The 18269-nt window shown below is 58.5% G+C and carries 11 protein-coding genes, 1 tRNA gene and 1 pseudogene; 5 read left to right on the forward strand and 8 right to left on the reverse strand.

The features are described 5' to 3' along the window. Nucleotides 1-9 precede the first annotated feature (9 nt). Nucleotides 10-1026: an alpha-xenorhabdolysin family binary toxin subunit B gene (locus KBY02_RS02990; protein WP_032654465.1), complete on the reverse strand. Its 1017-nt coding sequence runs from the start codon at nucleotides 1024-1026 to the stop codon at nucleotides 10-12. Then, nucleotides 1023-2243 (reverse strand): alpha-xenorhabdolysin family binary toxin subunit A, encoded by a 1221-nt coding sequence (locus KBY02_RS02995; RefSeq protein WP_225649793.1) that lies wholly within the window; start codon nucleotides 2241-2243, stop codon nucleotides 1023-1025. Before KBY02_RS02995 ends, KBY02_RS02990 begins: the two co-directional genes overlap by 4 nt. A 296-nt stretch (nucleotides 2244-2539) precedes the next feature. Between KBY02_RS02995 and KBY02_RS03000 the strand changes: the two genes are divergently transcribed. The 5 genes from KBY02_RS03000 to KBY02_RS03020 all read left to right on the forward strand — a co-directional run bounded on the left by KBY02_RS03000 (nucleotide 2540) and on the right by KBY02_RS03020 (nucleotide 10290). Continuing rightward, nucleotides 2540-3760 (forward strand): class I SAM-dependent methyltransferase, encoded by a 1221-nt coding sequence (locus KBY02_RS03000; protein ID WP_060406368.1) that lies wholly within the window; start codon nucleotides 2540-2542, stop codon nucleotides 3758-3760. A gap of 151 nt (nucleotides 3761-3911) precedes the next feature. Continuing rightward, the gene (gene yiaY, locus KBY02_RS03005; protein ID WP_024639174.1) at nucleotides 3912-5060 is read left to right on the forward strand and encodes an L-threonine dehydrogenase; all 1149 of its coding nucleotides are present in this window, start codon (nucleotides 3912-3914) and stop codon (nucleotides 5058-5060) included. A gap of 24 nt (nucleotides 5061-5084) precedes the next feature. Further along, nucleotides 5085-5531 carry a GNAT family N-acetyltransferase gene (locus KBY02_RS03010; RefSeq protein ID WP_104684514.1) on the forward strand — a complete coding sequence of 149 codons (447 nt, stop codon included), beginning with the start codon at nucleotides 5085-5087 and terminating at the stop codon, nucleotides 5529-5531. Nucleotides 5532-5649: 118 nt separating this feature from the next. Beyond that, the gene (locus KBY02_RS03015) at nucleotides 5650-6915 is read left to right on the forward strand and encodes a right-handed parallel beta-helix repeat-containing protein (protein WP_103360006.1); all 1266 of its coding nucleotides are present in this window, start codon (nucleotides 5650-5652) and stop codon (nucleotides 6913-6915) included. A 111-nt stretch (nucleotides 6916-7026) separates the two neighbouring features. Then, nucleotides 7027-10290, forward strand: a complete 3264-nt coding sequence (locus tag KBY02_RS03020; protein ID WP_104684513.1) for a DEAD/DEAH box helicase — start codon at nucleotides 7027-7029, stop codon at nucleotides 10288-10290. Between the two features lie 275 nt (nucleotides 10291-10565). Here KBY02_RS03020 and KBY02_RS03025 read toward each other — a convergent pair. The 6 genes and pseudogenes from KBY02_RS03025 to atzF all read right to left on the reverse strand — a co-directional run bounded on the left by KBY02_RS03025 (nucleotide 10566) and on the right by atzF (nucleotide 18247). Further along, nucleotides 10566-10639 (reverse strand) — tRNA-Gly (locus KBY02_RS03025). A gap of 158 nt (nucleotides 10640-10797) precedes the next feature. Further along, nucleotides 10798-11679: an alpha/beta fold hydrolase gene (locus tag KBY02_RS03030; protein WP_024660632.1), complete on the reverse strand. Its 882-nt coding sequence runs from the start codon at nucleotides 11677-11679 to the stop codon at nucleotides 10798-10800. Nucleotides 11680-11805: 126 nt separating this feature from the next. Further along, on the reverse strand, nucleotides 11806-12498 hold the full coding sequence (locus tag KBY02_RS03035) for a pseudouridine synthase (RefSeq protein WP_024639177.1): 693 nt from the start codon (nucleotides 12496-12498) through the stop codon (nucleotides 11806-11808). Between the two features lie 242 nt (nucleotides 12499-12740). Further along, a pseudogene (locus KBY02_RS03040) lies at nucleotides 12741-12926 on the reverse strand (cysteine-rich CWC family protein); the annotation flags it as partial. Between the two features lie 41 nt (nucleotides 12927-12967). Then, nucleotides 12968-16303: a dermonecrotic toxin domain-containing protein gene (locus KBY02_RS03045; protein ID WP_225649801.1), complete on the reverse strand. Its 3336-nt coding sequence runs from the start codon at nucleotides 16301-16303 to the stop codon at nucleotides 12968-12970. Nucleotides 16304-16432: 129 nt separating this feature from the next. Beyond that, on the reverse strand, nucleotides 16433-18247 hold the full coding sequence (gene atzF, locus KBY02_RS03050) for an allophanate hydrolase (RefSeq protein ID WP_024660630.1): 1815 nt from the start codon (nucleotides 18245-18247) through the stop codon (nucleotides 16433-16435). Nucleotides 18248-18269: the final 22 nt, after the last annotated feature.

Here is an 18269-nt window from a genome sequence, read left to right on the forward strand (position 1 = left end):
GCTGACGCGTCAGACGAGGCGCCTGATATCGTAGAACGATTTTATGTACGTCTTCAGTTTTTCGACAGGCGTGCTGATCGGTGCAGAAGCGTCATCTTGCGACGTGATCTGATCCAGAAATTTGTAGAGCGAGTGATAAACCTTCCTGGCCTCTTTGACCCAAAGTGCCTTGCTCTTGCTGATGTCAGCGAGCCCGGTCAGCTCATCGAGCCTTCCGTTGATTGACTTTGCTTCCTGGGCGACCGTGCGGGACTCGGCGAGCAGTGCGTTATAGCGCGACCTCAGTCTGTCGCGTTCTTCAGTAAGGTCAAGGTAGGTCAGGGCGCTGCTGATCTTGTCCAGGAGTTTTCCGAGTCTGGCAATTCCGGCGGTGATCAACGCAAGTTCCGGCGATGGCATGGCGACGATCTGCAGTTCTTCCTGAGTAGGCAGCATGTCCTTGAACAGGTCGGCAAGGTTGTACTTTTCATAGGTCTTGATCGTTGTGTCAAGCAGGCGCCGGTCTTCAGCGATGACACTCATCGCGCTTTCCAAAGCGGCTGAGCGTTGTGTCATGCCGTCAATCTGTTGCTGGAGTATGTCCTGTAAACGGTTGTCTTCCTGCGTGAGGTTTATTTGCGCCATATCATCGCTGCGCTCGGCAATGGCGTGAGCGCTGCTGCGCAAAACGGCGGTCAGATTCGAGAGCAGACGAATGCGCTCGCCGTTCAGCAGGCTGATCGCTTGCTTCTTTTGTTTATCGCTGAGTCGAGCGTCTGCTTCAATGTGCTGTTGCCTCAGATCGATCGGCTGCAGGTTCACGTTATTCAACTGTACAGTGATATCGGCCAGCGCTTCACGATAGGCGTTGTCTGCACGCGTCAATGCGTTTTGAAGCGACAGCATTTTTTCTTTCATCGCCGGCAGAAAGTCCAGCTTCAACGTATTCACCTGGGCCAGAATATTCTGGCTGGCGGCATTCATGATTTCAGTATCGGGAGGCGTGAGGACCATCGGCTTACCCAAGGTTTCAGTGCTCATGGTCATTGTCCTTTCATGCTGGATTGCTGTTCGTGTTGAAACTGGTCCAGCGCACTTTCAAACAGCTTCAGTAACTGGGCGGTCATGCTTTTTATTTCCAGCCACGGTGTGACTACGGCCTGAAACCGTATAGCGAAAATCATCAGTGCCTGATCGTCGCTGATCGCTGCCAGTTCATCTGCAGAGCTGTCAACGTATGCCGCCAGCAGGGTCCATAGGTCTTTCAGATTGGTCGCACTCTGATGAGCGTCCATCATGCGAATATTCATATCCTCGAAGAGTATCTGCAGGCTGCGTACGGCGGCGGCCAACGGAACTTTTTCCTTGAGTGTCTGAACCTTGAGGTTCTTGGAGGCGATCATCCGGTTTTTTTCTTTCCGGATTTTTTCCGCCTGGGCGCCAAAAATACCTCCCGTGATAGCAACCCCGATGGGCCCTCCGAAACCACCCCAGGCAATATTGGTTATGGCTGCCTTATATTCTTTGTTCTTGTGTTCTATATCGACGGTCAGCTGTTCGATGTCTTTTTCCAGTTCTCTGATCTGCTGGTCCAGATCAGAGCGCTTTGCCAGTTTTACCTTATCGTTGATGCCGGGAATGAGTTGAACGCTCAGGACGGTGCTGAAGGTATCGATGTGTTGCGCCAACGTGCTGGCCGCGTGCTGATGGTTCTTTATTTGTGACGCGGTTTCTTTCAGGAACTGGGCCAGCGTGATACAGACCTTCTGGTCGGTTTGCCCCAGTGGCGTGGGCGATGTATCGCGGACCTCTTCAAGGGTCAGATCGACAACGGTCAGACCCAGCTGCCTGGCAAAGTCCATTTTTTCAATGTAACTGATGATCTGCCGACCCTGATCCGAGAAGTGTGCGGCAAACAGGTCAATGGTGAAACCGCTGCGCTTGATGGCGTCCTCGATACCCAGCCAGCTTTTGCCGTGGTTGTGGATTGCCTTGTAAGTCACCAGCATGTCTTTAGGCTCAAGCCCGGGAATGCTACTGGTTGTAAAACCCAATTGCTGTTCGACGCGAGCGAGTGACGTGGGGATGTTAAGGGCGTGTCGTTCGTAACGTTTCAGACTAAGAATGTCTTCTTTGGTCAAAATAAGCGCGGCGCCACGGCCACCCTTTTTTTCATCATCAAGTATAAGGTTCAAATACTCTACGGGTTTTAAGGTGACCCGCGCGAGTGTGTCGTTTTCCAGCAGTGCTGCTTGACTCAACATAAGGCACGTTCCTTGTGCGGTTTATTCTGCCGGAGCAAAAGGCTCCAGAACTTTTATCTGATTATCTGTAATCAGCCACAACGACTATAAAGGTGTTTTTATACGGCGCAAGCAATGCTTCGCTGTTGTCGGTAGAGATTGTTTTACCGATCATGTGCGTGTCGCAATGGTGTGTAGGACCGCACTAACAGCCCGCGTAGTCTCTGAAAAATAAGGGTGCCCTTGACGTGCCGACGCGCCTAAAATGCCGGTCTGATTTTTCGAGTCCCGGACGGGACGCTTGAGGCACATTTTCAATGTCAGTCATTACCTCCACGTCACCCATCGCTGCGACCGATCACCTCGCGCAGTTCCTTGGCCTGCTGGACATCAGCCTGTCGCAGAACTCGCTGATCAAGCTGGTCCTGGCCAAATACGTGGGCAGCGAAGCCGACTTGCAGCGGATCATCATCAAGCCGCTGACCGTCAAGGAGCAACCGTGCCTGAGCTTCGTGTATCGCTACAAGACTCGCGACATCACCAAGAATTTTTCGCTTGCTGAAGCGGTGGCTGTCATTGCCAGCCTGATACCGGCGTCCTTCAAGAACGCGCACCTGTTGTCGCTGACCGACGAGGTGCAGTTGGAGTTCAGCAAGAAGGGCAAGACAACGCTGTTCAAAAGCAAGACTCAGCAGGAGCGCCAGGCTCCTTCGGCCGGGCATGACCGTGAGAAGAAACGCTACCTGGAGCTTACCCGGCCATTCCTGACTGACTTGGGTGTGACCAATCGCCAGCATGAGCTGATTCCGGCCATGTCGCGCAAATGGAAGCAGATCAACAAATTCATCGAAGTGTTTTCCCATGCACTGAGCTCATCGCCGCTCAAGCTCGATCAGCCGATCAAGGTCGCGGACTTCGGCTCAGGCAAGGGTTATCTGACCTTCGCCATCCACGACTACCTGTGCAACACCTTGCAGGCGCAAGGGCAGGTGACCGGTGTCGAACTGCGCGAAGACATGGTCACGCTGTGCAACGAGGCGGCGGCGAAGCTCGATCATCCGGGGCTGACCTTTGCGCAGGGTGACGTGCGTACAGTGGCGCCCAGCGCGCTGGACGTGATGATCGCGCTGCACGCCTGTGACATCGCGACAGACTACGCCATTCATATGGGCATTCGCTCCGGCGCCTCGATCATCATGTGCTCGCCGTGCTGCCACAAACAGATCCGCTTGCAGATCCAGAGCCCGACGCTGTTGAAACCGATGCTGCAATACGGTCTGCACATGGGCCAGCAGGCAGAAATGGTCACCGACAGCCTGCGCGCGCTATTGCTGGAAGCATGCGGTTACGAGACCAAAGTGTTCGAGTTCATCTCGCTGGAGCATACCAACAAGAACAAGATGATCCTCGCGGTCAAGCGTGCCGAGCCGGTCGATCCGGCTCAGTTACTGGCGCGCATTCAGGAGCTCAAGACGTTCTACGGCCTTAGCGAGCATTGCCTGGAAACGCTGCTCAAGAGCGACGGCTTTATTGGCTGAAAATAGCCGTCCTGTGCGCAGTGGCCGAAGCGTCTGCGACCAACGGTCTGGCGTTTGACTGCTTCGTTGCGCTGGATCAATGGTTGTACCTCGCGCAAGGCGGATGCTTGGCTCATCACCCCAGCATCCGCGCTACCCTCGAGGGTCCGTCATGATCAGCACTTTTTTCATCCCCGCTGTGAACATCATCGGCACTGGCTGCATTGACGAAGCCATGCTCGCCATACGCAAATACGGATTTCGCAAGGCCCTGATCGTCACGGATGCTGGCCTTGCCAGGGCCGGAGTAGCCAGTCAGGTCGCCGGGCTGTTGGTGGAGCAGGGTATTGACTCGGTTGTGTACGACGGTGCCCGGCCCAACCCGACCATCGCCAACGTCGAGAACGGTCTTGCCCTGTTGCAGGAGCGCCAGTGCGATTTCGTCATATCGCTGGGCGGTGGCTCGCCTCACGACTGTGCAAAAGGTATTGCCCTGTGCGCCAGCAACGGGGGGCATATCAGCGATTATGAGGGCGTCGACCGTTCGGCGAAACCGCAGTTGCCATTGATTGCCATCAATACCACCGCCGGAACCGCGAGTGAAATGACCCGCTTCTGCATCATTACCGACGAAGCCCGGCACGTAAAAATGGCGATCATCGACCGCAACGTCACGCCGCTGTTGTCCGTGAATGATCCCGACATGATGGTCGCCATGCCCAGGTCGCTGACTGCCGCCACTGGCATGGATGCCTTGACTCACGCAATCGAAGCCTATGTCTCCACGGCTGCCAACCCGATCACTGACGCCTGTGCGTTACAGGCTATGGCGCTGATCGCCAACAATTTGCGCGACGCATTCAACAACGGGGCCAATATCACTGCCCGCGAGAACATGGCGTATGCCCAGTTTCTGGCCGGCATGGCGTTCAATAACGCGTCACTGGGCTACGTGCACGCCATGGCGCACCAGTTGGGCGGCTTTTATGATTTGCCCCACGGTGTGTGCAACGCCGTATTGCTGCCCCATGTGCAGCGCTTCAACGCCAGCGTCAGCGCTGCACGCCTGACCGACGTTGCACACGCCATGGGCAGCAATATCCGGGGGCTCTCTCCGGAAGAAGGCGCTCAGGCAGCCATCGACGCGATTCGTGCATTGTCGGCTGCCGTGGAAATCCCGCCAGGTCTTGCTACGCTGGGCGTCAAGGAGGAAGACTTCCCGATGCTGGCCAGCAATGCCCTGAAAGATGCCTGCGGCCTGACCAACCCGCGTCCTGCCGATCTTGAGCAGATTCAGGATATATTTCGCCAGGCGCTTTAATCACCCCTGCAAAACAGGCCTGTCATGGACATGCTGCGGCCGTACACCCTTGCAGATCGTGAGCGATGTCTGGATATCTTCGACAGCAACGTCCCGCGCTACTTCGACCCTGCGGAGCGCGAGCAATTTGCCCGTTTTCTGATGGCCCCTTTGGGCCAGTACTTCGTAGCCGAGCGTGACGGCGAGGTTGTCGCCTGCGGTGGATACCTGGTGTTGTCAGACCCTGAAGTGGCAGAGCTGACCTGGGGCATGGTCATCAGCGACCGCCACGGCAGCGGCCTTGGCAGGTTTCTGACCGAGGCCCGACTGCAACGCATGCAGGCATTACCGGGCGTCAACCGAGCCTTTATCGATACCAGCCAGCATGTTCAGGGGTTTTACTCGAACCTGGGCTTTGCCGTGGTCTCGGTCGATATCGACGGGCATGGGCGCGGGATTGACAGCGTCAGGATGGAGCGGGTGTTTTCGTGAGCGAGGGAGCCTGAACGTAGGCTGACCAACACCATGGAAGCGGAGCAGGCCAGGCCGCAGTCCGTTTAGCATCCAGATTGTCCCGCGATTCCCGCGGGCATGACTGGAAGCTCAACCGATGACGCCCCTGCGTTCTCTTTTGCAAAGCGGCTGTCTGAAGATCGCCACCACTCTGGTTCTGCTCCTGTCAGGAGCGCAATGCCTGTGGGCAGCAGACATACCTGAAGGTTTTGCCAAGGGCGTGACCGGCGGAGGCTCCGCGGCTGCCGTGCATCCCTCCACGCTGGATGAACTTCGATCAGCACTCTGCTCGTCGCATGACTCACACGGGGCCTGCACCGATGACACACCCCGAGTGATTGTCCTGGACCACACGTTCGACTTCCGCGCGAGCGTGATTGCCAACGGCAGTACCACAACCACCGAACCTGGCTGCGTCGTGAAACCGTGCCCGCAGGGTGGTGAGCAGCTTGCACTGAATGGTGCCAACGACTTCTGCCAATCAAGGCCGCCCGTCATGGTGACCTACGACAACGCGGGTCTGAAGCCACTGAAAGTCGGTTCCAACAAGACATTGATCGGGCTTGGCGACAAGGCAGGCATTCAGGGCGCTGGACTGTTCATTGGCGACGGTGCGCATAACGTGATCGTTCGTAACCTGACCCTTTCGGATATCAACCCGCATGTCGTATGGGGCGGCGATGCGCTGACCCTGAACAAGGCCGATGGCGTGTGGATCGATCACAACACCTTTGCGCGGATCGGCAGGCAGATGATCGTGACAGGCTGGGGCACTGCTTCACACGTCACCATTTCCAGCAATGAATTCGACGGCCGTACGCCTTACTCGTCTACCTGCGATGGCCATCATTATTGGGTCTGGCTGTTCCTCGGCAGTCAGGACACGCTGACGCTGTCGAGAAACTACATACACGACACCTCCGGCAGAGCACCTCATTCCGGCGGGATGAAAAATGCGCAAATCCGCGCTCAACTGGTCAACAACGTCTTTCAGCGCATGACCTACCAAGGCGCAATCATGTCGCGGACCTCATCTTCACAGTTGCTGGTAGAGGGAAACGACTTCGAAAACGTAGCCCACCCACTGTTCAACGATACGGATCAGCCAGGTACGGCATTCGCTTTGTTCGAGCCGGTTTCGACGGCTGCAAACAACGTGTGCATGAGCGTGATCGGCAGGCCTTGTGTGGCGAATCAGCAACAGGATAGCGGCGACGACTATCGCCCGCAGGATGCCTCTGCCTTGCAGGCGTTTCGCGAGTATCGGCAGTACCTGGTGGCGCCGGTTTCGGCGCAAGAAGCCAAGGCGCGGGTGCCGGGAGAGGCGGGGGTGGGGAAGGCCAGTGCCGGGCTGCTGCAATGACTTCGATGTTTGGGTTGCATTCACCGGTACCCAATCGTTTTACTATCACCCAATACCGCGCCTTCTAACACCTAAAAAGGCCCGATCAGTGAGTCAGGGGAAGTCATTTTGATGGATCAAGAAAGCATCGTCCGGTACTGGCATGCGGTCGAGTTGTTGCAACCACAATCAGCACCCAAGCTGAAAAAACGTGCTAATCGATACGAAGCGTTTATCCATGACACGTCAATTCAGCATCCGCTGCTTCCGTGGACCCCGGAAAGTATCGTCAGTCAACAGGCGCTGCCCAAGAAGCGCATATGGAGCCACACGCTCTATGCTCATCTTTACGACAGTCGTCTCGTTGCCGAGAAGCTCGATGCGATGTACGGCGCCGATCGGGGCTACCAGGAGCCCAGGTTTCGCGAGTCAGCCGTGTTTGCGGCAAAATTCACGATGGCGGGCCGACTGGTCGATGACAGCCTCGTGCTTTCAAGCGAAGCGTGGTTTCTTGGGCGGGTATTGACCGGCAAGGATTGGACCAGAGGGTTCGAGACCGACCAAAAGACCGTCAGGGAGCGCGCCAACACCCTGTTCGAAGGTGAGGTATCAAGCGCAGACTTGCGCGAACTGACTCACTGGACCCTCCAGTTCCTGGGGCTGGGGGACTTTTTTGGTGAGATGGACCATCATCATTTTCGCTTTCGCTCACAACCCGTCAAGCCCGACAAGCCCGAGTCGGAAGACGATCCACTGAACAGCTTTTTGCTGGACGATCTTGCCGATGTCGCCGATGCGATCTCCAGGGGGGTGAAAAGCGAACCACTGGATCAGTACCTGCGCTATCACGATCCCGAGCTTCGCCTGCATATGGACGATAAGCGTGCATCGTTGCCACTGATGGGGCGACTGATGCCGGATGCTTACGCCAGTAGCTGTTGGCCTACCGAGCACCATTTGGGCCTGGTGCATTCCCAGCAGCTGGCCGTCAACACAATCCAGTCCACCCTGGCCGATGGTCAAGGGCTGCTTGGCGTCAACGGCCCGCCTGGAACGGGCAAGACGACGCTGTTGCGCGACCTTATTGCAGCGATTATCACCAGCCGCGCCGATGCGTTTGCCAAGCTACGCCGTGCTTCCGATGCATTCGCAAGCGACGGACGCGAAGCTGCCAACGACGGTGGCAGGCAGCAATACAGTTTCAGGCTCAACCCTGCACTGTATGGCTTCGAAATCGTAGTCGCTTCATCCAACAACGGTGCCGTGGAAAATGTGACGCTGGAACTGCCGCAGCGAGACAAGATTGATGACAGCTGGTTGCCAGAAGCAGAGTATTTCGCCGAGCTGGGGGAGCTGGTCTCGGATAAACCTGCGTGGGGACTGATTTCCGGTGCACTGGGGAGCAAGGTACGACGCAACAAGTTCGTAGATCGTTACTTCTATGGCCAGCGCCCGTTTGGCAGCGGAGCCGAGGCTGCAGTGGAGGTAGAGGACGAGACTGAGGTCGACCCTGATGAAGACGTCGACAACATTGTGGAGGCACTCTTTTCGGCCTCCTCTGCGGAGATGGAGAACGCCGACGACAGCGAGAACCAGAGCGAAGATGCTCTACCCGAGGAAGAGAAGGGCCCGAAGGGGTTTTGGGGTTGGCTCAATGTGAGTGCCGAGGTAAATGCGGTCCGCTCTCCAGAGCAACGTCAAGCGCTGTGGCAGCAAGCAGTCTCTGACTACGAGGCGATCAAGGCGCAAGAACGCAAAGCATGCAGTGACGCCAGTCGGATTCGTGAGTTGATCCTGGCCATCCTCGAGGTCAGGAAGAAGATTGCCGAAGACTCCGAAAAGCTCCGGTCATTCGAACAGTCGCTGATTGAGATAGCAAATGAACTCTTGCGCCTGGATAACGAGGAAGGTGGCCCCGCTAATATGGCACTCAAGAAGTGTCTTGACGCACTTGGGGAACTCCCGCGCAGGCCCGGTTTCTGGTCAAATTTATTCAGCCTGGGAAATGCTCGGCGCGACTGGAATGCCGCTCGGGAACTGCTGGAAAGCCAGCGGGATATTGCCAAAGCCGAGTTCGAGCGGATCACACGTCTCACTCAACAACTCGATATCGATAAGGTCCATGCGGAAAGAAAAATCACTGAAGGGCGCCGAGTGCTTCAGGGATCGCAGCAGCAGGACCAAACGCTTACGCGATATGCCATGGAACTGGCAACCAGTCATCAGGCCGAACATCTGCTCGCTTGGTTGAAAGACAATGCTATCGGGGATGGGGATGCCATTGAACTGGCCGAACCCTGGCGCATTCAAGGCTGGCGGAAGGCTCGGGCGCGGGTTTTCATCCAGGCCCTGAAGCTCCACCAGACGTTCTTCGAACTTGAGGCCTCAAGGCTGCGTTCCAATTTATTCATGATCAACAGTCTGTTGACCGGTTCGCGCTTCCAAGGCTTGTCGCGCGATGCAATCCGTTCGGCGTGGGCTTCTTTGTTTATGGTCGTTCCGGTGTTGAGCAGCACCTTTGCATCATTTGCCCGTTCGTTTGGCTCGCTGGGTGCCAGTGAGATTGGCTGGTTACTCGTGGATGAGGCAGGTCAGGCCGCTCCGCAACAGGCAGTCGGCGCACTGTGGCGGTCCCGACGTGCGTTGCTGGTGGGAGACCCATTGCAACTCAAGCCCATCGTCACCGTATCCGATGCGGTGCTGGAGCACATGCGTACGCGTTACGGTGTTGATGCACACTGGATTCCCAATCAAAAATCCGCACAGGTACTGGCTGACGAAGCCACCCCTTGGGGGCGCATGGCCGGGCCTGCCGGTGGCAAGACGTGGGTAGGATTGCCATTGGTTGTGCATCGCCGCTGCGACAAGCCTATGTATGCACTCGCCAACCTTATCGCCTACGACGGAGCGATGGTGTATGGAACGATTGCACCGCATGCCGACAAAGAAACCCTCGCCAGTCTGCCGACAGGGTGGATACATGTCAGTGGGGCTTCCGAAGGAAATTGGGTGCCTGCGGAAGGCCAGGTCTTACGCGACCTGCTCAAGCGGCTGCATGGCGATGGCGTAGAGGCGAAAGATATTTCAGTCATCACGCCTTTCAAGGCTGTGCAGCAAAACCTCAAGCGCATGCTCCGAGGCAAGCTAGTGTCGGGCACGATCCACACGATGCAAGGCAAGGAGGCATCGATCGTCATCGTCGTACTGGGCGGCAACACTGCCGGAGCGGGTGCTCGCAACTGGGCTGTTTCAGAACCTAACCTGCTGAACGTGGCGGCGACGCGCGCCAAGCGACGTCTCTATGTGATTGGCGACAGAAACGACTGGAAGCACCGGCAATTGTTCTGTGACGTCATGGATCTGCTGCCGCTGCAGGATATTCAAGCACACCGGTAACGGGCTTAACGCATGAATGCCCCGCGCCACCAGATGCAATGCAGCAGCGTCAGCTGAGCGGAGATCAGTGGTTCGGGGGGCGTGTGAATTTGTCCTTGACCCGATTGAACGCGCTAGCGAGCCGGGGCAGTGATGAGAAGGACGTAGATTCCGTTCGAACGGCGGGGGAGGTCATTGCGCTGTGTCACGTTGAAGGAGCGCTTTGCAGGAGGACTACGTGACTGTCTCGCTGTTACTCAATGGATTTCAGTTAAATCGATGAGTCAGGAGAGAAATGGAGCGGGTAGAGGGAATCGAACCCTCAACTAAAGCTTGGGAAGCTTTCGTTTTACCACTAAACTATACCCGCTCTGAGAGCTGCTCTGAGCGGCTGACTTTGTACCAGAACCCTGCCCTGATTTGAAGCGCTAATTTCACTGCGCAGCGCTTTGCCCCCTGATACTCACCCTGAAAACCCACCGCCAGATGACAATGCTCCGCAGCTGACGGTGGCTCCGTGTGCGGTTTTCAGAAGGTCAGGGACGGATAGTCCTGAACCCGGTTATGGCCGTCGCGTGACACCTGTGCCGGTTGCAGGAAGTTCATCAGTACCTGTTTCGAGTCGCGGCAGGCGGCCTTGTGTTCCATGTCCAGAAAGTGGCCGGTGGCGTCGATGGTGCTGAAGCTGCAATCGTGCAGGTACCGGGAGAACTGCGCTGCGTCGTGCGCGCAGGTGTACTCATCCAGGGCACCGTTGATGAACAGCACGGGGGCGGTGATGTTCTTGCCTGCGGTCAGGTAATTGTCCGGGTCGAGCTCCAGAACCTGGCTGAAGTGGTAATACATCTGGTCATACTCGTGAGCATCCAGGCTGCTGATATGACGGAAATTGAAGCGCTTGAACAACGTAGGCAGATGCTTGCCGACGGTGTTGTTGATCAAGTGGCCCATGCCATAACGATTATGTGCGCCCAAGTGCGTGATGCCGTGACACAGGTAGTCATGCATCTTCTCGTTGATCACTGGGGAGAACGAGCTGATGACTGCGCTTTCGATGCGTTTTGGCCGATGCGCCAGGGCAACCAGCGTCGCTGCGCCGCCCCATGAGAAGGACAGCACGTGCTCGGCGTTGAAGTGATCGATCAGTTCCAGCAGCAACTGGCCTTCCTCTTCCCGGGTCAGTGGCGTGCCATGCAGGTTGTGCGGTTTGGATTTGCCTGAATAGGGCTGATCGTAAAGCACCACGTTGAAGGCCGGATGAAGGCTGCGGACGGTCTGCGCAAATGATGCGGTAGTGGCCAGCGAGCCGTTGACCAGAATGATGGTCTTGGCGGCGGCATCGGTGCGGTAGAGCTCGGTATAAACCCGAAACTGTCCTTGAATGTCGAGCACTGCTTTTTCTGGCGACATAGGTTTCACTCCTGGCGTAGACAGGTATGCGTGCCTATGACATTGCCCGCGTTTCGTGACAGACATGCGATAGTCGATCAAAGGCCTGTGCCGATCCGACCAGCGTCTGCCAGGCGGCCATGACGTTCAAAACAGGCCGATTTCCCCGGCGTTCAGCGCACGGTAGCTGCCGGGGCGCAGGTCGGGGTCCAGCAGCAGCGCGCCGATGGTTTCCCGATGCAGGCGCAACACCTTGTTGTCGAAGTGGCCGAACATTCGTTTCACCTGATGATAGCGGCCTTCGACAATGCTCAGGCGCGCACGGCGCGGCCCCAACAAGGTCAATTGCGCCGGTTGCGTGGTGATGCCTTCGAATGCGAAATACAGGCCTTCGGCGAATTTCGCGGCGTAGCGTTCATCGATCGGTTGCTCGGTCTCGACGTAATAGACTTTGGGCATTTTGCTCTGTGGCTGAGTCAGGCGCCGCGACCATTGACCGTCGTTGGTTATCAGCATCAGGCCGGTGGTGTTGAAGTCCAGCCGTCCGGCGATGTGCAGTTCGTGCTTGTCAGGCTCGTCCAGCAAATCGAGCACGGTCGGATGCTGCGCATCGCTCGTCGCGCTGACGCAGCCTTCGGGCTTGTGCAGCATGAAGTAGCGGGGGACTTTGCCTGCCTGGAGGATTTCTTCGTCAAGCGCCACACAACTGAATTCGCGTACTTCGTGGTGCGGGTCGCGGGTTGCCTGGCCGTCTACCTGCACCCGTCCGCTGGCCAGCGCCAGGCGCACTTGCTGACGATTGAAGCGTGGCAGGTTGCTGAGGAAACGATCAAGGCGCATGGCGATAACGGCGAGCGAAGGACGGGGCGCGCATCTTACTCTGTGCCCCGGCGTTTCTGTGGACTAGGCTCTGTACGAAAAGTGGCTGCGCTCGGTGATGCTTCGTTAAAAACAGGCTCGGAATGCTCATTTACAACACGTAGAGTCGAACGCGACCCCGGCCGTTCCTCGCCTGTTTTTGCCTCGCCTGACCTTCGCTCGCCGACTTTTCGTACAGAGCCTGGCGCAGCATCCTTGATCCCGGCGCAGCGCGGGCACAGACAGGCCTTGTCGCGAAGGTTATCCGGCAGCGCTGCCAGCAATGCCGGGTCGATACTTTGCGAAAAGCACCAGCAGGGCTGGTCCACGGTGCGCGGATCGGCGAGGCTGCATTGGTTGCTGAAGCCGCAGAGGGGGCACAGCGCGGTGTCAGGGGAGGCCGTTGTCATGTCGAGAGTAAGCGCCGTGCTGGATGATCGGGGTGTTCGGTTCAGGCCATATTAGCAATCACCGAGCTCGCTGCCGGGGCATGATAGACGGGTGAACGGTTCATCAGCGCCGATATCGCTGCACATCGGCAGTGCACGAGCAATATTCTGTCGTAATGGATGCCTTGTATGGACAGGCTTTCGAACAGGTCGGCCAGCGATGGCGGGGGCATGCCGAAGCGGTTGCGCACTGTCAGAACATCCATCGGCGTCGGCGGCAACCAGCCGCGCAGGGGCGAGGCGCGCGAATTGCCCACCACGCTTGCGATCTCGTCATAGGTCTCGCTGGTCGTCGTCTGAAACTTGGACAGGCTGTAGTTCTTCAGCCTGCCGGGCAGCGAAGTGCCTGCTATCAACTTGTCGGTGAGAAGCAGTGGTTCAAGCGGTGTGGGCTGCATCACGCTGTGCACCGCCGTGTTGGAACGGGCGAATGGCCGGGCGTTCTTATTGACGACCCGATGCAGCTTCGGGTCCACCAGTTCGTAGCCATGCGGCGCGTAGGTGCGAATCTCGGTACCGTTGGGGATCTTCACCGTTCGGGACCACGGCGTGTAGTACCCATGGCTGCTGACCACCAGAATGCGCGCCTGACCTCTGTCGGACGTCCATAAGAGGAACCTTTTACCCAGCTTCCAGGCATGGACCTGCAACAGGTTTGACGAGACGGCAGTGCTGACCGTCCAGCGCTTGAGCAGGGCGTCGGTGTGAAAGAATTTCTCCAGCCGGGTCTGCCGCGGCGTGACAAATTGCCTGCGCAACGGCCGGGTGCCGAGCGCCCGGTTGAGTGTAATCGCGGTGGTTTGGCGGTTACGCACGGCAGGTTTGACGATTCGGCTCAGTGAGCGCAGCAACCTTGGTGTGTGCGGAGCCAGTTGCAGCAAGCCCAGCGTCAACGTGGCCAGCAACGCCTGGTTTTTCTCTGCGTAACGGCTGCCCGGCAGATGGGTTGCAGCAATGGCCAGCGAGGTGATGCCAATTTCCGTCGCCAGGGAGGCAACGAGCGCAGGTGTCAGCAACAAGGACATCGGCACCAGCAGCCGCTGTAATTTCTGCAGCCGGTCGGTCCAGTCCGCCAGGGTTACCTGCGTTGACGTAGCGATCTGATCCTCTGCGTCATCCAGCGCGTTCTGTTTGAGCAGTTGGTGTAGAAAAGCGAATGGCGTGTCCTCCAGCCTTTTTTCACACAACGAGTGGCTCATGGCCTGTCGCGTGTCAGGGTTGTACAGCGCATCGGTCCAGGGGCGAAGGATGGAAACGGGTGGGTTGGGCGCCTGTGTCCCGCCCCATAATTTGAGCAGGTAGTCCAGGCGCTGGTGATGACGGCGGGGAACATAGCGCATGACCGCCTCACGCCATTCCGGATCGGCCGTTGCCCGGTTCAGATGCTGCTTCAGCGCCGTGTCATCTGCAAACTCGATGAACGCATCGGCGTGGCCCGCCTGATAAAGCACGTTCGGTGAGCCCGGTTGCTCAAGCACCAGCAGGCCGGTGTACTGTTGTTGCATGCCGTCGATCAACGCGCCCTGGACGAAAAAACCGAGTGACCGCCATTGATCAGGCGCCGAGGGCGCAAGGGTTTCCACGAGCAGATCGAAGGTGCTGCGCGTGAGGCTGCCGCGCTTGAGGCTGATCAGTGCCTGGCTGATGAACGTGGTTCTGAACGCCTGTTCGATGGCGGTTCTCCGCTGGTCCCAGAAGTCGTGGATGCGCTGGGTCATCCAGGTCAGAAAGTCGAAGGCTCTGATGTAATCCTCGAGCGCGTGCGGACTGATCTCCAGCAACTGACCCTGCTCACTGTCGCCCTGCCCGGTGGGGTCGAGGAAGATAATGGTGCCGCCGCCGTGGTCGATGTAGCCAGCTGGGTGATCGACTCGATAATTGCTTATCAGCGCCTCGCTCAGGCTGATCGGCCTCGGGTCGGGCGTGTGAATATACGTAGGCGGCAATCTGGGGTTGCCCAGGGGGTTGCTCGAATAGCCGGGTTGATAAGCGATGAATACCTGTTCGGGGTTGAGCGTCAGCGCGTGGTTTTCCTGTAGATAGCTCGTCATGACCTGGCCGGCCATTTTCGATGCAGCCGGGATCTGCTCCAGAATGCCTGGCTGTACCTGCCACAGGTCTGCTGCACCAGCCAGCGCCAGACTGCGCGCTACCGGTCTGAGCAGGTCGAGCGTGCTGCGCGCGTGGCTGTCGGCTAGAAGCCCGGCGAACCATGCCTGGGTCAGTGCGGTGAACAGGTCGCCTTCGATCAGCGGCGCCTCGGCAACGATGCCTGCATGCTGCTCAAGCGAAAGAAATACCTGGCCGTAGAGCCCCGAGGCGTTCATCGCCGCCAACAGCCGCCTGCTCATTTGCCGTGGATCATCGCTGATGTATTCGACGACGTTGCCCTTGGCACCCAGGATGTGAATGAAACAGTGCGAGGTGGTTTTCGAGCTGATCTGAAATATTTCCGGCACCCGTTTGCCATTCAGGGTCAGGATCCGGACCTCGGATTTTTCCCCTCGTCCACTCATGCTGATCGTGTCGGTGTCGATGGGAGACCGGTCAAGTCCCATGGCGTCCAGCGCCAGCCAATAGCCGTCCCGGCTGATGTGCCTGTGATTGAGCTGCCGAGCCAGGTTGTCAAGGAACGCCAGCCGCGACAATGTGCGCCAGGTCGCCTCGTGTCGGGCTCTGAAAGCCTGCAGTACGGCGTGGTAATTGCGTTTGAGCGGCAGCTCGCCAATCAGCTTGAACATCTGCGCGGTTGTCAGCACAGGCGTGTTTTCGCACAGTGAAAGATCGGCAAGGGTGCTACGCGACAGCGCCTGGAAGTGCGCAGGCTCGAAGCTGGCCAGCGCCACATCGGTCAGCGACAGGCTGACGCTGTAATGCTCGTGTCCATTGTCGTCAACAGCAGGTCGGTCATTGTTGCTGAAGGTGATCTGCAGGACGTCCGGGTCGAGTGCCTTGCCGCTTTTCTGTCTGAGCAGCTCGGTCAGGTGCTGGCGAACGTAATCCTGTCGGGTCGGCGGAAAGTCCATGTCCAGCTGGCAGGCTTGCAGGAGCAATGGCGAGTCGGCAATCAGCCGGAAGCCTGCACTGTTACGCATGGCCCTGAGCTGACGTTCGATGTGTGGTGCGGCGTCTTCCGGCTCGCTTTCTTCCGCTACCGCAGGCAACGGCGTTGGTTCGGGCATTGAAAAGCCGTCCGCCAGGGTAAACGGTATCGATGCGTTCAGCGTGTCGTGTCTGCTACTGCTGTGCTCGGGGCGCAGAACGCTGGTTTGTTCCAGCAGCAATGAGGATGGGTGAAACAGCGTGTCCTGGCGAAGCGGACTCCAGATGGGATTCATGACGTGCGGTCAAAATGAATGAATGCCCATTATTTCGAGAAGCGTGATGGGGAAGGTCACAACTATGTATCGCGACACGCCAGCGCGCTGAAAGAGTGAGGCAGCACGCCCGAGCGTGCCGCCTTGCGCTTACTGCTGTTGCAGGTGCGCACGCCAGCCGCCGAGATGGCTGATATCGCGGGCACCCTCCAGGCCATAGGCTTCGCAGATGAAACCGGTCTCCCAGCGGCCGTCGGCCAATTGCACCTTGCCCAGCCCGAGCGGTGCCGGAATGCCGGTCAGGAACGATCCCAGCTCGACACTTGGCAACTCCCAGACCTCCACGTCGATGGCTACGCCCTGTTCGGCCACCCGCACCATGCCGGGCCGAAACGGCGGACCACCGGCCAGCGCATACAGCCGATAGTCGGCCGAGCTTTGCGTGGTTTCCAGCAGGCGTGCCCCGCGTTGCCTGAGCTGCCAGTTCAACGCCAGTCCGTCCAGATGGGCACCGCAGACCACCAACCGCGCCATATCGTTGCGCGCAGTGCTCTGCGGCGCAGGCAGTCGAGGTGCTTCGCCGCCAATCAAGGGCAGGCCGGTTTGCCGCTGCAAGGCGTCGGCCAGGCTGAGCAGGTACTGATCGGTGAACGCTCGTCCGAACAGCGTCACGCCCCACGGCAGACCATTGCTCATGAACGTGCTGGGCACGGCGACGGCGGCGTAGTCGAGCAGGTTGACGAAATTCGTGTAGTAACCCAGCTCCGAATTGCGCAACACCGGCTCGGCCGCCAGCTCTGCGGATGTCACCGGGCGGCCGATGCTTGGCGTTACTACGCACTCCAGCCCTTCAAGCGCCCGATCGCACGTCGCCTTGAGTGCTTGCAGGCAGTATTGCGCGCGAAACGTATCGACTCCGCTGACCTGGGGGGCTTTGGCCAGCACGTCGCGGATCACCGGCAATACCGCGTCAGGGCGTTCTTCCATCAACTGCCCGGCGACGCTGTAGCGTTCCGCCACCCACGGCCCCTCGTACAACAACCGCGCCGCTTCGAGAAACGGTGACAAGTCCACCGTGACCGCTTCGCCACCCAGCGCGGTGAGGTGGTCGATGGCTGCGCTGAACAGTCCGGGCCCCTCGGCACAGCCAAAGAACTGCAGGTCCTCGGCGCGGGGTACACCGAAGCGAAACGGGCGAGGTGTGCCGAACGCCGAGGCGTCGTTCCACAGCGGGTTGCGACGGCTGTACTCATCGCGCGGATCAAAGGCGGCGATCAGTGCCAATAGCTCGCTGGCTTCCCGCGCCGTGGCGGTGAAGGTCGAGACGCAATCCTGTGTGCGGCATGCGGGTACTACGCCTGCCGTGGAAATCAGCCCCTTGCTGGCTTTCATTCCCACCAGGTTGTTCAGTGCCGCAGGCACTCGGCCCGAGCCCGCCGTGTCGGTGCCCAGCGAGAAGCTGCTGACGCCCAGGGCCACGGCCAGCGACGAGCCGGCGCTCGAGCCGCCGGACGGGTACTCGTTCAACACGCTGTTGGGGCAGGCGCCATAGGGCGAGCGGCTGCCGTTCAAGCCTGTGGCGAACTGGTCCAGATTGGTCTTGCCCATGGGCACTGCACCCAGTGCGATCAGTTGCGCGACGACGCTTGCCGAGTGCTCGGGTGTGTAGGCGTAGTCCGGGCAGGCTGCGGTGGTTGGAATGGCCGCCAGATCAATATTGTCCTTGATCGCGAAGGGCACGCCGAACAGCGGCAGGTCTCTGGGATCACGATCGTCCAGTGCGGCCAGATAAGGCTCGAGTTCAGCCGGGCTGAGCAGGTGGATGAACAGTTGATAATCGCTGTTCAGCCTTGCGGCTTTTTCGCGCAGCGCCAGGATCAGCTGGCGCGGGGATATCCGCCCGGACTGGTAGGCCGTGCGTACGGTGTCCAGGCGCAGGTCATTGGGCAGTGCTGTGTCGTTCATGACGGGATTCCCTTGAAAGTGA

It is taken from the genome of Pseudomonas sp. P129, assembly GCF_020312195.1.
Lineage (GTDB): Bacteria > Pseudomonadota > Gammaproteobacteria > Pseudomonadales > Pseudomonadaceae > Aquipseudomonas > Aquipseudomonas fragariae.

Bases quoted from the DNA above. Each gene is read 5' to 3' on its own strand.
- KBY02_RS03020 (WP_104684513.1), top strand. From the start codon at position 7,027: ATGGATCAAGAAAGCATCGTCCGGTACTGGCATGCGGTCGAGTTGTTG.
- KBY02_RS03015 (WP_103360006.1), top strand. From the start codon at position 5,650: ATGACGCCCCTGCGTTCTCTTTTGCAAAGCGGCTGTCTGAAGATCGCC.
- atzF (WP_024660630.1), bottom strand. From the start codon at position 18,247: ATGAACGACACAGCACTGCCCAATGACCTGCGCCTGGACACCGTACGC.
- KBY02_RS03030 (WP_024660632.1), bottom strand. From the start codon at position 11,679: ATGTCGCCAGAAAAAGCAGTGCTCGACATTCAAGGACAGTTTCGGGTT.
- KBY02_RS03000 (WP_060406368.1), top strand. From the start codon at position 2,540: ATGTCAGTCATTACCTCCACGTCACCCATCGCTGCGACCGATCACCTC.
- KBY02_RS03045 (WP_225649801.1), bottom strand. From the start codon at position 16,303: ATGAATCCCATCTGGAGTCCGCTTCGCCAGGACACGCTGTTTCACCCA.
- yiaY (WP_024639174.1), top strand. From the start codon at position 3,912: ATGATCAGCACTTTTTTCATCCCCGCTGTGAACATCATCGGCACTGGC.
- KBY02_RS02995 (WP_225649793.1), bottom strand. From the start codon at position 2,243: ATGTTGAGTCAAGCAGCACTGCTGGAAAACGACACACTCGCGCGGGTC.
- KBY02_RS02990 (WP_032654465.1), bottom strand. From the start codon at position 1,026: ATGACCATGAGCACTGAAACCTTGGGTAAGCCGATGGTCCTCACGCCT.
- KBY02_RS03010 (WP_104684514.1), top strand. From the start codon at position 5,085: ATGGACATGCTGCGGCCGTACACCCTTGCAGATCGTGAGCGATGTCTG.
- KBY02_RS03035 (WP_024639177.1), bottom strand. From the start codon at position 12,498: ATGCGCCTTGATCGTTTCCTCAGCAACCTGCCACGCTTCAATCGTCAG.